Source organism: Rheinheimera maricola (assembly GCF_016918075.2).
In the GTDB taxonomy this organism is placed as follows: Bacteria; Pseudomonadota; Gammaproteobacteria; order Enterobacterales; family Alteromonadaceae; genus Alishewanella; species Alishewanella maricola_A.
Map to the genome: position 1 here is coordinate 114,910 of NZ_JAERPS020000005.1, position 17,680 is coordinate 132,589.

The 17,680-nt window shown below is 44.6% G+C and carries 15 protein-coding genes, 5 tRNA genes and 1 pseudogene; 4 read left to right on the forward strand and 17 right to left on the reverse strand.

Going from position 1 to position 17,680, the window contains the following annotated elements; genetic code table 11:
* Positions 1-357 precede the first annotated feature (357 nt).
* Both I4W93_RS13955 and I4W93_RS13960 read left to right on the forward strand, forming a co-directional pair.
* A complete protein-coding gene (locus tag I4W93_RS13955; RefSeq protein ID WP_205312860.1) occupies positions 358-963 on the forward strand; it encodes an AHH domain-containing protein in 606 nt (201 codons plus the stop codon).
* Positions 956-1,531 (forward strand): hypothetical protein, encoded by a 576-nt coding sequence (locus I4W93_RS13960; protein ID WP_205312863.1) that lies wholly within the window; start codon positions 956-958, stop codon positions 1,529-1,531. Before I4W93_RS13955 ends, I4W93_RS13960 begins: the two co-directional genes overlap by 8 nt.
* A gap of 255 nt (positions 1,532-1,786) precedes the next feature.
* Here I4W93_RS13960 and I4W93_RS13965 read toward each other — a convergent pair whose 3' ends face one another.
* Both I4W93_RS13965 and I4W93_RS13970 read right to left on the reverse strand, forming a co-directional pair.
* Positions 1,787-2,695 carry a NotI family restriction endonuclease gene (locus I4W93_RS13965; RefSeq protein ID WP_205312866.1) on the reverse strand — a complete coding sequence of 303 codons (909 nt, stop codon included), beginning with the start codon at positions 2,693-2,695 and terminating at the stop codon, positions 1,787-1,789.
* A complete protein-coding gene (locus tag I4W93_RS13970; RefSeq protein ID WP_205312868.1) occupies positions 2,695-3,930 on the reverse strand; it encodes a DNA cytosine methyltransferase in 1,236 nt (411 codons plus the stop codon). The genes I4W93_RS13965 and I4W93_RS13970 overlap by 1 nt, the downstream gene beginning before the upstream one ends.
* A gap of 508 nt (positions 3,931-4,438) precedes the next feature.
* Here I4W93_RS13970 and I4W93_RS13975 point away from each other — a divergent pair.
* Together I4W93_RS13975 and I4W93_RS13980 are read left to right on the forward strand one after the other, a co-directional pair.
* Complete coding sequence (locus I4W93_RS13975; RefSeq protein WP_205312874.1) at positions 4,439-4,666, forward strand: hypothetical protein; 228 nt, start codon at positions 4,439-4,441, stop codon at positions 4,664-4,666.
* 57 nt (positions 4,667-4,723) lie between these two features.
* Positions 4,724-5,131 (forward strand): annotated as a pseudogene (locus I4W93_RS13980) (SOS response-associated peptidase family protein); the annotation flags it as partial.
* 863 nt (positions 5,132-5,994) lie between these two features.
* Here I4W93_RS13980 and I4W93_RS13985 read toward each other — a convergent pair.
* The 15 genes from I4W93_RS13985 to tolB all read right to left on the reverse strand — a co-directional run bounded on the left by I4W93_RS13985 (position 5,995) and on the right by tolB (position 17,680).
* Positions 5,995-7,287, reverse strand: a complete 1,293-nt coding sequence (locus I4W93_RS13985; RefSeq protein ID WP_205312876.1) for a DUF5623 domain-containing protein — start codon at positions 7,285-7,287, stop codon at positions 5,995-5,997.
* A gap of 345 nt (positions 7,288-7,632) precedes the next feature.
* On the reverse strand, positions 7,633-8,472 hold the full coding sequence (locus I4W93_RS13990; protein WP_205312878.1) for a hypothetical protein: 840 nt from the start codon (positions 8,470-8,472) through the stop codon (positions 7,633-7,635).
* A 758-nt stretch (positions 8,473-9,230) separates the two neighbouring features.
* Positions 9,231-9,392 (reverse strand): helix-turn-helix transcriptional regulator, encoded by a 162-nt coding sequence (locus tag I4W93_RS20555; protein WP_224673483.1) that lies wholly within the window; start codon positions 9,390-9,392, stop codon positions 9,231-9,233.
* Between the two features lie 27 nt (positions 9,393-9,419).
* A complete protein-coding gene (locus I4W93_RS14000; RefSeq protein WP_205312882.1) occupies positions 9,420-10,646 on the reverse strand; it encodes a tyrosine-type recombinase/integrase in 1,227 nt (408 codons plus the stop codon).
* Between the two features lie 121 nt (positions 10,647-10,767).
* Entirely contained in the window at positions 10,768-11,673 is a 906-nt protein-coding gene (locus tag I4W93_RS14005) for a DUF6387 family protein (RefSeq protein ID WP_205312884.1), read from the reverse strand.
* Positions 11,654-12,868 (reverse strand): tyrosine-type recombinase/integrase, encoded by a 1,215-nt coding sequence (locus I4W93_RS14010; RefSeq protein ID WP_205312886.1) that lies wholly within the window; start codon positions 12,866-12,868, stop codon positions 11,654-11,656. The genes I4W93_RS14005 and I4W93_RS14010 overlap by 20 nt, the downstream gene beginning before the upstream one ends.
* 212 nt (positions 12,869-13,080) lie before the next feature.
* Positions 13,081-13,170: transfer RNA gene (locus I4W93_RS14015), tRNA-Ser, on the reverse strand.
* A gap of 115 nt (positions 13,171-13,285) precedes the next feature.
* Positions 13,286-14,344, reverse strand: coding sequence for a quinolinate synthase NadA (gene nadA, locus I4W93_RS14020; RefSeq protein WP_205312889.1), 1,059 nt, complete (start codon positions 14,342-14,344; stop codon positions 13,286-13,288).
* Between the two features lie 99 nt (positions 14,345-14,443).
* Positions 14,444-14,519, reverse strand: a tRNA-Lys gene (locus tag I4W93_RS14025).
* A 37-nt stretch (positions 14,520-14,556) separates the two neighbouring features.
* Positions 14,557-14,632 (reverse strand) — tRNA-Lys (locus I4W93_RS14030).
* Positions 14,633-14,649: 17 nt separating this feature from the next.
* Positions 14,650-14,725, reverse strand: a tRNA-Lys gene (locus I4W93_RS14035).
* Positions 14,726-14,752: 27 nt separating this feature from the next.
* Positions 14,753-14,828 (reverse strand) — tRNA-Lys (locus tag I4W93_RS14040).
* A 123-nt stretch (positions 14,829-14,951) separates the two neighbouring features.
* Positions 14,952-15,743, reverse strand: a complete 792-nt coding sequence (ybgF, locus tag I4W93_RS14045) for a tol-pal system protein YbgF (protein ID WP_205313562.1) — start codon at positions 15,741-15,743, stop codon at positions 14,952-14,954.
* Between the two features lie 27 nt (positions 15,744-15,770).
* A complete protein-coding gene (gene pal, locus I4W93_RS14050) occupies positions 15,771-16,292 on the reverse strand; it encodes a peptidoglycan-associated lipoprotein Pal (protein WP_205313563.1) in 522 nt (173 codons plus the stop codon).
* A gap of 41 nt (positions 16,293-16,333) precedes the next feature.
* A complete protein-coding gene (gene tolB, locus I4W93_RS14055) occupies positions 16,334-17,680 on the reverse strand; it encodes a Tol-Pal system beta propeller repeat protein TolB (protein WP_210037171.1) in 1,347 nt (448 codons plus the stop codon).

Consider the following 17,680-nt stretch of genomic DNA (forward strand, 5'->3'; position numbering starts at 1 on the left):
CTGAAGCATTTTCCCGAACTTAATTATTTTCGATCGAATAGCAAGCAGATTTTCTGATTACATTTAGGCGGGTAATTGGGACTGGACTTTTCGCACTGGCAAAGGAGGCTGCTTGAAAGAAAACAGGTTTATGTTTGCAGCACTGAATTCTGCACATACCCTGATTTAACGATATGCGGAGTAAATTTTGCTTCTGACATAACTGAATCAGTTTAAAAATTTTTAAACCCGCCAACCATATTATTACTACCTACAAAACCCTCTATTGTTAATAAAAACCAAAATTGAAGCAATTTTATTTACATTTAATTCTCATAAGATAAACTTGAATGAACCTTTCTGCATGGAGCACACAGCATGAAAAATGTGACTGAGCCGGTTTATCTCTCTGTCAGTGATATGGCTGAAGATTTTACTAATGTCACGGGTAACAAACAGTATGGCCAGGCCGCTGCTATGGCCTACGCTATTTACTATCGGGATACGGTTATCGACACCGTACGCTACCAGCGTGGCGCTATTGACCAAAAGACGTTAGAACTAAGTCGCCATATTCGTTGGACGCATGCCCGAAAACACAATGAGAAGTTGTCAAATAACATGCTGGCAGCCGGTCGTGATCGCAAGCAAAACATGTCAGCACACCATATTGTTGCCTGGGATCACCCCCGCGCTGCTAAATCTCGAATTAGGCTGGCCGCGTATGCCATTGATATAGATAACGAGTGTAACGGGGTATTCCTGCCGCGGTTTCACCGGCATTGCCCACATGAATACCTGCCGAATGCGCAATCGCATTCTAAAACGCATACCGACACCTATTTTCTCAATGTCGAGTTTTTACTGGAGGCTACCATTGCAGAAGGCATGGGCCGCAATGCTATTATCTCTACCCTGCGTGACGTTGCAGAGGAACTGGAGGACGGCGAGTTCCCGCTGAATAGGAGAATAACTGATGTCTGAGGTAATAACTGACACAAAAGTTTTCGGTGTTTTTGCAGACGTCGAACAATATGCCATGCTGCAAGAAACTGCATTAGAGCTGATCATGCAGATTGACGAGCCAGTTGGGCTATATGGCAAGCCGTTAGCCGAAAACTGGATACCAATGGAAGTCACCTGGTTTTACAACCCCGACGAGCGGCTAAAACCACAGCCTGACATTGCTGCATTTGGTGCAATAGCGTTTGCTGCATCGGCGGAAACCTGTGAAAAGCTGCGTCCATTTCTAAATGATTACGTTGAATTTTTGCCGATCAATGTGGATGGTTGGCGCTGGTATATTATTCATGTTCTGGCCAGAGAAGATATTTTTAATGAGGCTCAGTCACAGCGCAAGTTGCGCCGGGACGGAACTCCGATGCGCATGTTTAAAAAACTAGTGCTGGATGGTGACAGAGTCTCAGACGGCGTGCTATTTCGCGTACAAGGTTTAAGCCTGGGCATATACAGTACTAACCTGCCAACTAGCTTTATGACTGTAGTACGCAAACTCGGCCTTAGCGGCCTGACATTCCAGGATATCAACTGATAACGCTTTTTATCCTGCAAAGCCGTTAGCATTTTTCAGCGCTGAAAATGTTAACGGCCTGAAATTGTCAATTTCGAAAACAGTGACGCACTGTATTTATACACATATATTGGAGTTGTGTATGTCGGCAGTATTTCTCGGTGACGCCCTAGCGCTGCCTTTTACCCACCAAAGTCAAAAGAAGACAATACCTGAACCTGAGCGTTCAATATTCGCAACCAATTAGAATGCCGAGAACTGGAAAGTGAAATCTTGTCATTGCTTTCCCAGAGCTTTAAGGATTGCTGCCTTATAAACATCCTCGTCTGGCAGAGTTACGTTATTAAATGCCTCTTGTAGCTTATACACTGTAGTTGAATGCGAAACTGTCTGCTTCAGCGGAATAAGCTGGCCGTCTATTTTTGGTGTGCCATAGTCATGATCATAGGCGAGAAAGCTAATTGACGCTGGTTGGAGAGAATAGCGGATTAGCCCATCTTGGCCACCCAGTCTATTCATTATTCTTTCATATACAGGGTGTGGGCACACAAAAAACAACCCCTTTTTGCAAAGGCTTTCTCTCTGTAGCACTTGGCCCTTATATATCAATTGAGGAAGTATACGTTTTGATACATTTTCCCAATTCAGCCCCGCTGTAGTCTTGATTGTACTGCGATCGTACATCAAAGCTTCGTAACCGTTTCGGTAAGTCCCAGTGGTATCTATTGTTTGGACTTCAACAGCAACAAACTCTTCTAGCTCGCCAGCGGCGTCAAGTTTTGCTAGCACCCAGTCTACAAAGTACCCACCGCTGCCAGATTTTTGAGGTAAACGTAGCTCTCCACCCCATCGCTTACCAAAAACAGCAATACAAGACTCGCTTCCCTTCGTAGCGAAGCCTAGCGCCTCACGACCGGGTACGAGTTTGAACCCCTCACCAAACGCCTTAATCGATACATCTTTCAATATCCTGTATTCGTCCGCATACAACCGTATTGGGCAGCAAATAACAGGTTGGGAAGTCATGGGCTTTAGAGCACATACACCTGAAGTAACGCCATCGTTGAAACTTTTCTCGCATACTTCCCCAATTATCGGACATTCTTTTTTTTCTACAGCGGCTCGAGCTTCTAATGATGAATCATCGGTTCTATAGCCAAAGAACTCCCATATAGTACCTGCCATCAGATTGCTCTCATCAGTTCTGTGGCTTCATGGCCAAGTATTTTTGAAATGCTTCTACCTATTGCTGCCGCCAGCAATGGAGGTACTGCATTTCCTACTTGCTCATACTGCTCAACACGTGAGCCTGCAAACCAGAATGTATCAGGGAATGTTTGAATTCGTGCTGCTTCACGAACAGTAAACGCTCGATTTTGATTGTAATGAAAGTATGCACCCCAATGAGGATCGCATTTAGTAAGTATTGTTGAAGCAAGGCCCTCAGGATCAACTCTACCATAGCGTTTTGTATGATCTGAGCGGCGAGCTCTCTGCATGCCCTTTGGTAATAATTCAAATGGAATGTCTGTCCAATTTCCGCCTGGCGGAATATGTACTAAGCGCTCCAAGTTGATTTTACTCAATCGAGCAGCTTGATGATTGAGGACTCCTTCCGAACCCGCACGCATAATCCTTTGAAATTCATTTTGTGGTGCAACACGATAAGGTTTTAAATCTCGACCCATTTCGCCATTTGTTAACTCAGGCAGATCATCAATAGCATCTTTTACAGATGTAAACGAAGGCAACTCAGCAGATTGCGGCAATGAGACAATATTCCGACCTGCAAATTTTGAAGTGAAATTTATCCTTAGCGGGGCATAGCAAATAGGAGTAGGAAACGCTTCTTGAATATTGCTACTGTCTCTCAAGCCGATGATGATAGTTCTCCATCGTGTTTGAGGTACTCCATAATGCGGGGCATAAAGAATTCTTACATCAGCAGTATATCCATGTTTTCTGAGTGCAGTAAGAATAGCATCTAAGGTGCTTCCACCCTCAAAGGATACTAATCCAGGAACATTTTCAATCAGGACAGCACTAGGGTAGAACTCGTCGACAAAGCGCAGAAACTCTTTAAAAAGATGGTTCCTTTCATCCTTTTCTGAACGCACTGGTGCGTTAATAGAGAAGCCTTGACATGGTGGCCCGCCAGCTAGGAGATCAAGCTCTCCTTTTTTAAGTCCAAGCTTTTCCCTGACCTTTCTGGCATCAACCTCTCGTATGTCGCGTTGATCTACAAATGTATCTGGATGGTTGATCGCAAAGGTTTCAGCATATCGAGCCTGTATCTCGTTAGCATATAGAGACTTAAACCCGGACTCCTGCAATCCTTCCGAAAGCCCACCAGCGCCAGCAAATAGATCAATCATGGTGGGGCGTCGGCGGGCAGCAGTTTTCTTGTTTGGCTTACTCATGTTTCTTCCCTTCACGCTTATAGTCTTGAGGCTGCTCTGCAACAAACAGATCTGGCTGTAGCGCCGTTCTGTACTTGTTGACATAACCTCTCATAAATTCTCTGATTACCTGCGCTGCCGGTTTGTCTTCTGACTTGCAGGCATCCAAAAATTCTTGATGTAGTTCAGGTTCGATCCTGATCCGGTAGTTGGCTGATTTTGGCATTGGATACACACTGGTAACACAACTGTGTATCCATTGTAGCCACCGACAAGCAAAAATCAAGTGCTACTCAGTAAGCGAAAAGATATCAAGGCTCTGGGCGTATGAAACTTATCCGGTGTAATCTGCACTTAAACACAGGTTAGCCTGTAAAGGTATAGAACACTACACTCCTACAGCAGTCATAGTAAGACTAAGATTAGGGAATGTGCGCTTTTTGGCACTTAACGGAAGAAGATGTTGTGCTTCAAAATTCTCTAAATAGCCCATACTACCAGTATCTAAAAGGCAACAAGAAGTCGAGACATGTGCGGCAGACTTAACGTTATCGACGATCCTGGCGTTAGAGAACTGTGTGAGGGGCTGCAGATCCAGTTGTTCCCTGATCGCCAAATTTTTAGCCGGTTTATCCGGGCTACCAATCAGGTCAGTATTGTCTGGCAGAAAGGCGGCATTCGCCGAATGGACAACGCTATTTGGTGGCTGTTGTTAGAGCCTGCAGATACCGGCTTTAAACCGTCCAGATATACGTAGTTTAACACCCGCTACGATAAGCGTAACGTTAAAGGCTCTGCAGGCTACCAGGCATACCGTCACAGCCGCTGTGTTATCCCCGCCAAAGGCTTTGGCGAAACAGAGTATGTGAACAACAAGCCGCTGCATTACCATGACCTGATAGCAGAAGACGGTGCAATATTACTGGGAGGCCTGTGTCGAGAATGGGTGAACAAAACTACCGGCGAGACGGCTCTTTCCTGTTCAGTAATTACCTTACCACCACACCCAAAGCTTATGCACATACACACCAAAGCATCACCGTTACTTTTGCCCATAGACTTAACACTGGTGAACCGCTGGTTAGATGAGAGCATTACTGACACGATTGAATTTGAACCACTGCTACAACCACATATTCCGTATGACTTAATTGCGCAGCAGATAAATAAACCCAGCACCTATCAACCGGTATCAGATCCGACGTCGATTAAACATGACTGAGGCTCCAAATGACAACGAACTAATCAATTAGTGCTGGTTTTCGGCGCTTTGATAAGTATGATTACTTAAAAACGGAGGTTCATTAGCATGAATGTGGGGCTATATTTGCTACTTACGGCTGTTGGCGTTGTTATCTCTGGTTTACTGAGTTATCTCTTTATTGTCAGGCCCAGACTTAACAAACTCTATTCGTCATCAAACTCAGACAGCAATCGCTAACACGTCGAAAAATATCACCAAGCCCTCAAAATTTGCCTTCCCGGCGACTAACTAAGGGTAAGGGCATGATTGTTGTTCTTCATAAATACCCCCCATCTATCGCCAAAAGGCATTAGAAGGCCGTGCCTACGGTCGTTAATTCTGAGCGAGTAAGGTTTTGGGCAGAATCTTACGGGTAGCACGCGGCATAACGTCTGCGTGTAATTGCACAAGTATGCTCCCCGATGGGACGCCGGGTCAGGTCATGACCGGTGAAAGGACTCTATAATGGCGCAAGGACGCGCCGTGACAACGCCAGCTTAGTGCTGGCGTTGTTGCATCGACAATCGTAAGATCCTCGTATTACATCTTACCTGCTTTTACAGATCTTCAGACTTAATTTGATTGGCTGCTATGAGCGAATAGCGAGTAGCGGGTAGTTCGCTATATGCCATTAAAAACAAACTGGATCTGCACAAACGTCAAGTGTCGGTAAAATTAAAAGCTTCGACAAGCTTTTACATAGAACCTCTTTGCAACGTGTTGTTTCTTTTAAAATACAATTTTGAGGATTAGCAATATTGTTGTATCTCGCTGAAAAAACAGCCCGTAAACCATTTATTGATTAACGGGCTTATCTTCGAGAGTTCTACTGATATTCGCTATTAAATATTGGAAGTCAGCTTAATTGACGTATTAATTTTTCCAATCATTTTTCTCAAAGGCCCACAATCAACATAGGCTCCAAGTAACATATCTTTCAATTGCTGCAGCAGACTAACAACACCTTTTGATGAATTAGCTTGCAGTACAAATGGATCATTTCTATCAATATCACCATAATAGAAGAGATCATACTTATCCGTTACACCTCTTTCATACTCTGAAAAAAACCAATCCTCCAGTTTGCTCTTGACGGATGATAAGCGTCTATTAACGGCAATTGGTTTTTCCGCAGATTGCTGAACGGCCTTTATTAATCTCGCTGCAAGTTGGTGAGATTCAACAGACATAACTGCATTTGGACGACGCTCATTGTGTGGTGCATCCCAGCGCCTCATAGGCTGTGTCTTACTACTTGACTCTCTATATATAGTGCCTTTAGCAACAGCTCTCTTTTTGTCCTGCGGTGTCACGCAGAGAGGGCTCAGAAAAGTTTCGTGTCCTTTAGAGGACATACCTGTCCAGTTTTCTTCGGTTATTGGGTAAGGTATGTTGTCGATTTTACTCATTAAACCTTTAAAGTCATATCCCGTCGATGCATCCGTAGAGACGAACATGTTTGACATGCCAGGATAATACATCCCTGCCCACTTTGAAGCCTGTAAATACCAATTGTGCTTTTTGGCCCATGCGGCTCTCTTTCCATCGACTATCGGATCAAGGTATGGCTCATCAATCAGGATAATTTGCCCTGAGTCAGAGGCGCACCATTCACTTGAATGATCAGAGTCAGGTAATTTGTTATTGTGGTCCTTATTTGGATAGGCTGCATTGTAGTCTCGGCTAGGTTTCAAGCCCGTGGCCTCCATAAATCTTAGCACCCTGACAGCTTTACAAATCTTATTTACTGCAGCTTCCTGTGAAGGATTGACATGATCGTCAACTAAGTGATCTGGGGAAGCGGGTCTAAACCACCCCAGACTGTTGGCGTTTTTAAGTTCGCTTTTGGAAGCTATTTCGAACAAAGGCGTCGAAAGTTTAATTTCAAGTACTTCTCTACCAGCTTTATGGATTTTTCTATCATACCAATAGCACGTAAAGAATAATTGGTAAGATGAGTTTACTGTATTTGAATGTTGGAGCCGATTGCGCGCATGTGCGAAGTTCTCAAAAGAAGCATTTTGTGCTGCAATATCTAAAGCTTCATAATGAGATAGGCCATTCGACTTTTTAATCTGTTTAGCGTGACGTTTAATTCCACCAATAGTTGATGGCTGAATAGTTTTATTCAACATTTTTAATCTCCTGGCTTGCCTAAAAGCGTCGCTCGTCAACCACTCAACAAACCCGAATAAAAACATTGAGTAAGTAAAAATAGATAATGAAGGTAGTACTTCAAAAGCTTTGCAACGACGAGCGGCAGGCTCCTACCATGAGCAATTTATTTATAAGCCAAAGTCAAAAAAAAAGCAACCTATGAGAGTAGTCAAAGTATGGACCTTACCCTCGCCTCGCCGTAACCATTAAAGGTTAACACTTGTAATCGCTAAGTATATAAACTTCTGCTTTGGGCACTAAGGAGCCAGGAGGCTGCAATTAGTAAAGCGCTGACTGCCTGAAAGTGTGTGAACTAATCCAGATTAACCATAAAAACGCTGCCTTATTTCCTCACAATATTTAGTGCGGTATACCAGCGCTTGCTGCAGTTCGGCGGCATGCTGCTCGGTAATGCGTTCGGCGCTCTTTGTAGCCAGCAAAAATTCAATGATGTTGGCGTTGATGCGCTTCATGTCGTTTAGTACTTCAACTTTCTGCGAAAACAGCATCACTTTTTGGTAGTAGCCGTTATTTAAATCCTGCAGGTACTGCAGCAGGATATTTTTGCGCGTGGGCAGTTGCTTAAACGAGTGCTCCATTTCTACTGCAGTAATGCTGCCATCGCTCTCCTTCACTATCGCATCTACATTTCGCCAGTGCCCGGCCTTACTTAAGCGGCGTACTTCTATGTCCGATATAAACCCATGCCAGATATCCTGGCTGTGAGTGCTGCCGGTACTACTTTGCGGCATGCCCAGCAGAATGATGAACTGCATGATTAAGTCGTGATACAGCGTGTTCAGATTTACCCGCAATTCCGGCTGCGATGTTGAGCGAAAATAAATGGGCATGCCGGTAAGCTCTTCTGCATAGATTGCGCCACTGCGACTAAGAATATAAACCCGCTCATCGGGTGAGCGATGAGTTGGTACTACTTCCAGTAGTTCTTGCTGTACCAGCTTATTAAGATGCACTAGCGCCTGCGCTTTAGACATGCCATACAGCCATGCGATTATTAGTGGAATTGTCATACCAAAACGCCCGACTATTTTAAGGGTGTATTCACGGCGGGATTTGCCGATTTGTTGGTTATTGCTGCCATGTCGATATTGCATATCGACATCGAAGTACCGTTGGTACTGCTCAGTGATGTCTGCGGACATACTTTTTTACTCCTGTTTCTGAGTGTTAATGTCAGAAATAGGTATCTCCGCTTCGGGCAAATTTGTGCAATTCAGGCGTAATTGCTGCGTATTTTCATTGCCAGATGCTGTGCAGCTCTGCTTGTTATGCCACTTGCGATGATTATCGCAAGCCAAACCTGCTTTGCAGGATGACCAACCGGCTTTGCCGCTTAGCCATGTGCTCTGCCGTGCCCGCCACTCCTGGCCTCTCGAGGCCGGATTGGCTTTACGCGCCTTCGGCACTAGCCCGTCAGAACACCAGGCGCATGTACCGGGGCGTTGCCCCGTACCACCCCCAAAATTCGCGGTGTGGGTTCGCCGAATGCTGCGCATTTGTCCCGGCTGCACCTCACCAGCCGTTTCTGGCGAAACGGTCGGGGGTTTAGGTGTCTCCCCTATCGGGTATCCCCCTAAATTTTGCGCTTGGGCGCAAAACGATTTCGGGGGTGGTACGGGCCAGCCGTACATGCGCCTGCTTCATAGGAAAACGGCATTCGCCGCTCTCCTATTCCGCGTTTTGCTGGTTTATTGCATAAACGCTTTTTACTACGGAGCTTTTTTAAAGCCGCGTCAGGGGTAAAAAATTGATCAAAACGAGTTACCCCTGACGTGTCAAAATGCTAAAGAGCATTCAACGTTTTGTCCTCTCGATTCCAACGGGGTAAATATAAAATGAATAATTTTTACCCCAAAGCACAAAGGCCAGCATTTGCTGGCCTTTGTGCTTTGGGAAAGCTCTAGTTGGGTTGTACATTCTTCAACATCCATTGTCGAATTGAAGATTCCAGAAAACGTATGCTGCGGCCACCAATGCTAATAGCCTTTGGAAATGAGCCTTCATTAATCCGTTTATATATCGTCGAGCGATGCATCCCTACAATTTCTGTAACGTCTTTCATTCTTAAAAATTTGTCTGTGCTATTCAATTATATATCTCCGATAAGGTCTGATAAATCTACTTTCCCAGCTGTTAAATCAACTAAAAATTGCGACCACATTCTCATCATCACCCTCCGTTTTTTAAGGTGTCGTGAGCGGTCATAAGCTCTCCCAGTTTTGTCTTTAATGGTATGCCCCAGTTGCAGGCGAATTACAGTCGACTTAACCTTGAATCGCTCTCTAAGCAATGTCATTGCCGTTGCACGAACACCATGCATTACCATCTCATCATGCTTAATTCCAAGCAATCTCAACGCATTATTACAAGTATTTTCACTGATTGGTTGATCTGGTAATGTTGGTGACTGAAAGATATACGGAGAGTCTCCAGCGAGCTTTTTTAATTGTTCAAGCAGCTCCAGTGTTTGTGCAGTCAAAGGAATTAAGTGTGGTCGTCCTGATTTTGCAGCCACCAATTCCAAACGTTTAAGAGCGAAGTTAACAGCACTCCATTGCAATGTTCTAAGTTCAATTGGGCGGCAAAACCAATGAAAAGAGCAGCGGATAGCTAACATAACTACGTTTGTTGAACGGTTACCTTCATCGAGACGCTGCAGTATTGATGTTAATTCAAATTCATCCGTAGCAGCAGGCATTGCGCATACTTTAGGGGAATCGAGTTGCCCCTTTAACAACGGGCAAGGATATTTACCCTCATACCCTTGCGCAGCAGCAAAGCGATAAACTCTGTCAATAATCGAATATGCTCTAACGCCAGTTTCGAGTAAGCCTTTATCTTGAATCGATGACAGAAGATCATACAGCTCCTTCACGCGGATAGTGGATAAAAAGCGCTCACGCAAAGTAGGTAAAATATGACGTTCCAGTATCCCCTGAGTATCTAATCGGTACTTGATTGACAGGCGCTTAAACTTTTTTGATAACCAAAGCGCTGATATTTCGCCAAAAGTGAAGTCTGTACTATGACCATTTAATGAGTCTTTCGTAGATTCATCCTTTAACGGGTCTAGGTGCTCCTGCTTTTGCCGCAATGAGAGGCGAAATTCCTCAGCTTTTTCTCGCGCTTCTTTTAGAGTTATTTTTCCCCACTTGCCTAAAGTAATAGTATTCTCTTTAAGCATATAGAAGTATTTTAGTCTGAATACTTTTGTGCCAGATGGGTAAACCACTAAATATAACCCTTTGCCATCATGCTTTTTGTACGGTTTTTTAGCAGGCTCAAGGGCATCAATCGTTTTAATTTTCATTGCCATATCTAATTCCTTACGACAGTACTTCTGTTGTCACAAAGAATTATTGAGAAAATATTTATTCGTCTAAATGACAATTTAGCAGTGAAAACATCCTTGTTTTTCACACTGAAAACTGATAAGGCTAAAATTCGTTAAGCGGTATACTGGCAAAGGAACAACCCACATTTGAGTTCCATGAAGCTAGCCATCCGGACAATTTTTTCAATGCCATATCGTTAATCACTGTTCCGCTAGCATCAACTCCTAACATAGACTCCATTAAACTACTGACTGTTCTATTAAAAAAATTCTCTGGGTCGGCTTTAAACAGATTGGGTTTTGCCTCAAAGAAACAATTCACCATATTTTGTTTACTAAAAGCACTCTCGGTTACCACTTTCCAAATCACCAAATCCAGGTAAACAAGTGGATTAAAATCAATCAATTTCTTGAATTGATTGATGTAATTCCTACCCATAAAAGGGAGTTTTTGATTGTTTGGTGCGAATAGATCGCTGTACAGGAGAGAATATAATTTAGCTTCAAGGGCAAATTGATCACTGCTTAGGTTTCTAAGGTCTATTTTCAACCACATCTCATCTGACAAATGAAAATCGACCGGATGATTTCGCATTTGTGCAGTATGCAGAATGGTTTCTCCTGCTCGATTTTCGGTGAAAGTAAACGTCTGCCCTTTAGCCTGGATCCTTTTAATCGCCATCACAACATCATCTATTGCTACAGGCTTTACAGGTGAATAAATTGCTTTGGCATTTGCACGAAGTTCAGCTCTTTTTGCTCTAGAAGCCCATTTTATTAAACCGTAGTTGTTAATAGAATCCAAAAAATGGTTGCGTTCGATTTCCATAGAACCATCAAAATCAGAAATATTTGAGTCAATGTTCTTTAAGAAATCTACTCTGGTAAGAATTTCTATAAGCAGCTTTCCTGCTGTCGCCCCTTTTACCCAATCGTTGTAAACGTCAGGCTTAAACCAATCAGGCTCTGTTAAATTAGTGGCTCGGTTCTTATTTACTGTCTTTGTCATTTTCAGAATCTTTATCAATATTTGTTAATTTATCCAGGTAGTCAGCCCAAGCTTGCATCATTACAAAACGCTGCTCCAGATGAGAAGTTCTGTTGTAAGCTCTACCATTGGGATCTCTTACGGTGTGTGCAAGTTGTTGTTCAATCCAATCGATTCTGAATCCCAACTCTTCGTCTAACAAGGTTCTTGCAGTAGCACGAAAGCCATGTGTCGTCACATCTTCTTTGCTAAAGCCCATACTACGCATTGCCATTCTCATGCTATCAAGTGCTATAGCGCGGTCTTTGCCTCGGGGAGAAGCGAAAATAAACGGACTGCTACCGCTAACAGAAGATAATTCATGCAGCAACCTAATAGACTGCGATGCCAGTGGTATAATATGCGCTTGAGCGGTTTTTGAAGCGGTGTACTCAATACGCTTTTTCTCCCAATTTACATCGGCCCATTTCAGCTTACAAAGCTCACCTGGGCGACAAAACCACAGTACCGATGCTCTTATTGCAGATACCACGGTAAAACTGCCCCGAAAAGACTCCAGTGCAATTAAAAACCTTCCAAGCTCTGTTGGCTCTGTAATGGCGGCGTGATGTCCTTTGATTGGCACTTTTAATGCGCCTTTTAAATTAATTGCCGGGTTATTTTCAGCACGACCGGTGATAACCGCATATGAAAACACTTGCCCTGCAATTTGTCGGGCTCTGTTGGCAGTTTCAATTATCCCCTTATTTTCAATTTTTCGCAGTGCACCCAGCAACATTACAGGTTTAATCTCATTAGCTGGAAAACGGCCAATACTTGGAAACAGGTAGCTTTCAAGAATTGCCATACAACGTTTCTGGTGGGTTTTACTTTTATCAACCATTCGGATGGCGAACCACTCACGGGCAACAATCTCAAAACTGCAGTCTACTGCTATCGCATTAACTTGTTTTTTGATTTGCTTTTGCACCGAAGGATCTATGCCTAACTTCAAATCCGCGAGTGCTTTATCTCGTGATGCCCTGGCCTGCAATACTGTGATTTCAGGAAACGCGCCAATAGAGAGTGACTTTTCTTTATCATTGTAAAAGTACTTCCAGCGCCAGTATTTAGTCCCTAGTGGTGTAACAACGACAAATAAGCCATTTCCATCACTAAGTTTGTAATTACGAACCTTTGGTGCTGCATCACTCACAATCTGATCTGTTAACTTCATGCCTGTTCCTTTATCAAAAATTGGACAGGGTAAAGCTTCTGGGGTATCAAACTGCAGATCAGGGGACTTACCCCGGAATTCTGATTGATTTACCCCAAAAAGATGGGCGTTTTCAGTAGACAACGAGCGACAACTAACGACATGTCTACAAACAAAAAACCCCGTATAAATACGGGGTTAGCGACAACTATAGACTGTTGTATACATGAATGTGGCGGAGAGAGAGGGATTCGAACCCTCGTTAGGGGTTAACCTAAACACACTTTCCAGGCGTGCGCCTTCAGCCACTCAGCCATCTCTCCGGAACTTGCGATGCAAGCGCGGCTATACTAGGGAAATTCCTGCCGTGCTGCAACTGTTATATGTAATTGCGCTTTGCTTCCGCTTGCTTTTTATACATATCAGGCGAAAAGCACATTAAGCGTTGCCTTTTACCTGCATTTTCAGCTCTTTTGCAAACTTCAGCATGCGGTTTAGCGGTACTAAGGCTTTTTCACGTTGCGCAGCATCAACAAAGATCTCATGGCCGGTAGTGTCTGTTAACGCCGCCTCAATCGCTTTTAAGCCGTTCATTGCCATCCAGGGACAATGTGCACAGCTTCTACACGTGGCGCCGTTACCGCCGGTTGGGGCTTCAATAAAGGTTTTATTCGGCATTAACTGCTGCATCTTGTAAAAGATGCCTTTGTCTGTGGCGACAATAAATACGTCATTGGGTAAGGTCTGGCTGGCTTTAATAAGCTGGCTGGTTGAGCCCACCGCATCTGCGAGTTGTACTACGCTGTCAGGCGATTCAGGGTGAACCAATACGGCGGCATTAGGATACTGCTTTTTTAGATCGATAAGCGCATTGGCTTTAAATTCGTCGTGTACGATACAGGCCGCATTCCACAGTAACATGTCTGCACCGGTTTGCTTTTGCACATAAGCGCCTAAGTGCTTATCCGGGCCCCACAAAATCTTTTTACCCTGACTATCAAGATAATCTACCACGTCTAAGGCAATAGAGGAGGTAACCACCCAATCAGCACGTGCTTTTACTGCAGCCGAGGTATTGGCATACACCACCACTACGCGATCCGGATGGGCATCACAAAACGCCGAGAACGGCTCGGCCGGGCAACCTAAATCTAATGAGCAGGTAGCTTCAAGCGTCGGCATTAATACGGTTTTACTTGGCGTAAGTATTTTGGCGGTTTCACCCATAAATTTAACACCGGCGACAATCAGCGTCTTGGCCGGATGTTCATTGCCAAAACGGGCCATTTCAAGTGAGTCTGACACGCAGCCACCGGTTTCTTCAGCCAGTGCCTGTATTTCAGGGTCGGTATAGTAGTGCGCCACCAGTACAGCATCTTTTTGCTGTAATAAGGCTTTAATACGCGTCTTGTAAGCTTGCTTATCGTCGCTGCTTAGCGGTACCGGCTTTTTTGGAAAGGCAAAATCTTGCTCGGTGAAATACAACGTCTGCTCCATACGGCTTACCCGGTGGCTGTAAAGGGCCGGTATTATAACGCCGCAATGAGCTAAAATACAGTCTGAGTGTAACACACCAATGTATGGGGAAAAGCTGCATGGTGGGTCGTGCTGGATTCGAACCAGCGACCAATTGATTAAAAGTCAACTGCTCTACCAACTGAGCTAACGACCCATGCAGGAATATTACTTTAAAAAAGTAAAAGAAGAGTTGGTGGGTCGTGCTGGATTCGAACCAGCGACCAATTGATTAAAAGTCAACTGCTCTACCAACTGAGCTAACGACCCAAACAGGGTTATCGAAATGGTGGGTCGTGCTGGATTCGAACCAGCGACCAATTGATTAAAAGTCAACTGCTCTACCAACTGAGCTAACGACCCATTTCGATATCAATGTTATTGGCGGTTTGGTGGGTCGTGCTGGATTCGAACCAGCGACCAATTGATTAAAAGTCAACTGCTCTACCAACTGAGCTAACGACCCTAACCGCGGAGGCATATCTTACTGATTTACGGCTTTTGTGCAACCAAAAAGTGTCAAAAACCAAGCCAGTATAGTCTAACTGCTCAAAATGCCAGCGCTTTGCCGGCATTTAATAGCATCAAGTTACTGTAAAGCGCTAATCCTGTCTTGAGCCAGCTTGGCGGAAGTCGAAGTAGGTTGCTTCTGCAGCAGCTGCCGGTAATAGCGCAGCGCAGCCGCTTTATCATTTTCCCGTTCGGCCACTTGTCCCAATTTCAACAGCGCATCAGCCACTTTGCTTGAATCAGGGAAATTTGTAACTACCCGTTCAAAATGGGTTTTCGCTTGCGCCAGATTGTTATTATTAAATAGTAACTGCCCCAACCAATAGTGTGCGTTAGGAGCATAACCTGAGTTTGGATAGTTCCGGATAAAATTTTCAAACTCGGGAATGGCGGCATCGTAACGACGATCTTTCAGCACCATATTAACAGCTTTGTCGTAAGCGTCGTTTTCTGACACATCAGCCGAATATACTGGCACGGTGACGGTATTATTGTTCGGCGGCGGTGCAACATTAGCCGGCGCAGGCGTTTGAATAGCACTGACGCGGCGATCGATTTCCTGATAAATATCGCGCTGACGCTGCAAAATTTCATCAAGCTGATAAGCATGCGTTTCAGTAACGCCGCGCAATTCACTAACCTCGTCTAGCAACAGCTGTAATTGCTGCGCCATACGCATCTGCGCTTCGGTTCTTGCTTCAATAATACGTTCCAGTGCAGACAGTCGTTGTTCAACGGTACCACTGCTCTGGGTTGTTGAGTTGGTAATGGCACTGCGGTTTGAATTAATATCAGTCACAGGTGCAGGATTAGCATTAACACCGGCGTGAGCCAGTGTTAATGCGCTAAGCAGAATGTAGTTAACTTTCATTCGCATCTATATAGTAACAAGTCCAGATTAATAGACTAACACTGCACGACGGTTTTTAGCAAAGCCTGCTTCGCTACGTGACATATCAACTGGCTTTTCTTCACCGTAGCTTACGGTTGAGATCTGGCCAGAAGATACACCCAGATTTTGCAGATACTGTACTACCGCGATAGCACGACGCTCGCCCAGGGCAATGTTGTACTCTGGCGTGCCGCGCTCATCTGAATGGCCTTCAACCGTCACACGTACGCTTGGGTTAGCCGTTAAGAAAGCGCCATGTGCTTGCAGAGTTTCAATAAACTCAGGGCGAACAGTGGCTTTATCGAAGTCAAAATAGATAGTGTTTTCCTGACGCAATGCTTCCAGTTTTTGGCGCATTTGTTCAGCCGGGCTGACTACTTGTTCTACTTTCTCTACTTGCACGGTTTGCTGCGCTACACCAGAAGTGTCGGCATCAGAGGCGTCAGTAGAAGACGTTGAGCTACAAGCGGCCAGAGTTAGCACTGGTAATGCAATTAATAAACCTTTAAAAACTTTACTTAATTTCATGATGTTGTCCTTAGTAATTAAATTCAATAACACTTTTTATTTTATAAAAATGGCGACCATGACGGCGATTTGACTTGCCCTTCAACCGCCGGCAGACGCGCTTTAAAACGACCATCCATAGAAACCAGTGCTAACACCTGCGTTGCGCCATGCATAGTACTATAAATAATCATAGAACCGTTTGGCGCCACGCTGGGTGACTCATCCAGATTAGTTTTTGTTAACACTTGCAAAAACCGGGTCTGACGATCCATCTTTGCAATGTGATATTGCCCTCTGGTGCGATTCACCATAACCACCGATGTACCATCCGGTGTGTAAGAGCCGGCCAGATTCATTTCACCTTCAAAGGTCAAACGCCTGGTCGTACCTGTTAACAAATTTACGCTATATAGTTGCGGATTGCCACCGCGCTCCGAACTAAACAACAGCTCCTTGCCATCAGGCGCCCACGACGGTTCAGTGTCGATTGCGCGATGATTCGTTACCCGCGTCAAAGCTTTGGTTGCCACGTCTATCACATAGATTTCTGTGTTGCCATCCTTAGACAGCACCATTGCTAAACGCGTACCTTCCGGCGACCATACTGGTGCACCGTTAATACCCGGCGTACTGCTGACCATGGTACGCCGGCCGGTATAAATATCTTGAATGTAAATTTGTGATTGGCGTTTTTCAAAGGTTACGTACGCCAGCTTGGTGCCATCTGGCGACCAAGAAGGTGACATTAACGGCTCTTTGGACCGCAACAACACCTGTTCATTAAAACCGTCATAATCTGCTACTACCAGCTGGTAAGGGAACTCAAGTTGACGGTTCACCAATACATAAGCAATTTTAGTTAAAAATGCCCCTCGCTCGCCTGTGAGCTTTTCATAGACAATATCACTTATACGGTGTGCATATTGCCGGAACTGGCCACCGTTAATGGTTGTTTCGCGGCTGTCTAATATGTGCTCTGTTGTGGCAGTTAGACGGCCAGCATTGAGTGACTGTCGATCAGCATTCTTACTGCCTTTTAATACGTCAACCAGTTCAAAGCTTACTGTGTAACGGTCAATGCCAACTTCGGTAATCTGGCCAATAACGATGGCTTCAACGCCTTCGCGCTGCCAGGCGGCATAATCAATTTGCGCTGCAGTTTGCGGCCGCTGTGGCATTTTAATAGCGGGCAACGGGCTGAATTTACCGCTGCGCATTAAATCTGCGGCAATAATTTCATCCAGCCTCTGCTGCGGTATGTTTGTACCTCTAAATGTGAAGGGTAAAATAGCTATCGGCCTGGCAGAATCAATACCCTCGGTTATAACAATTTCCAGCGACGCATGCGCTGCGCCGCTCAGAGCTACCAATACAGTAAAAATGGCTTGTCTTAACACTTTAAACAT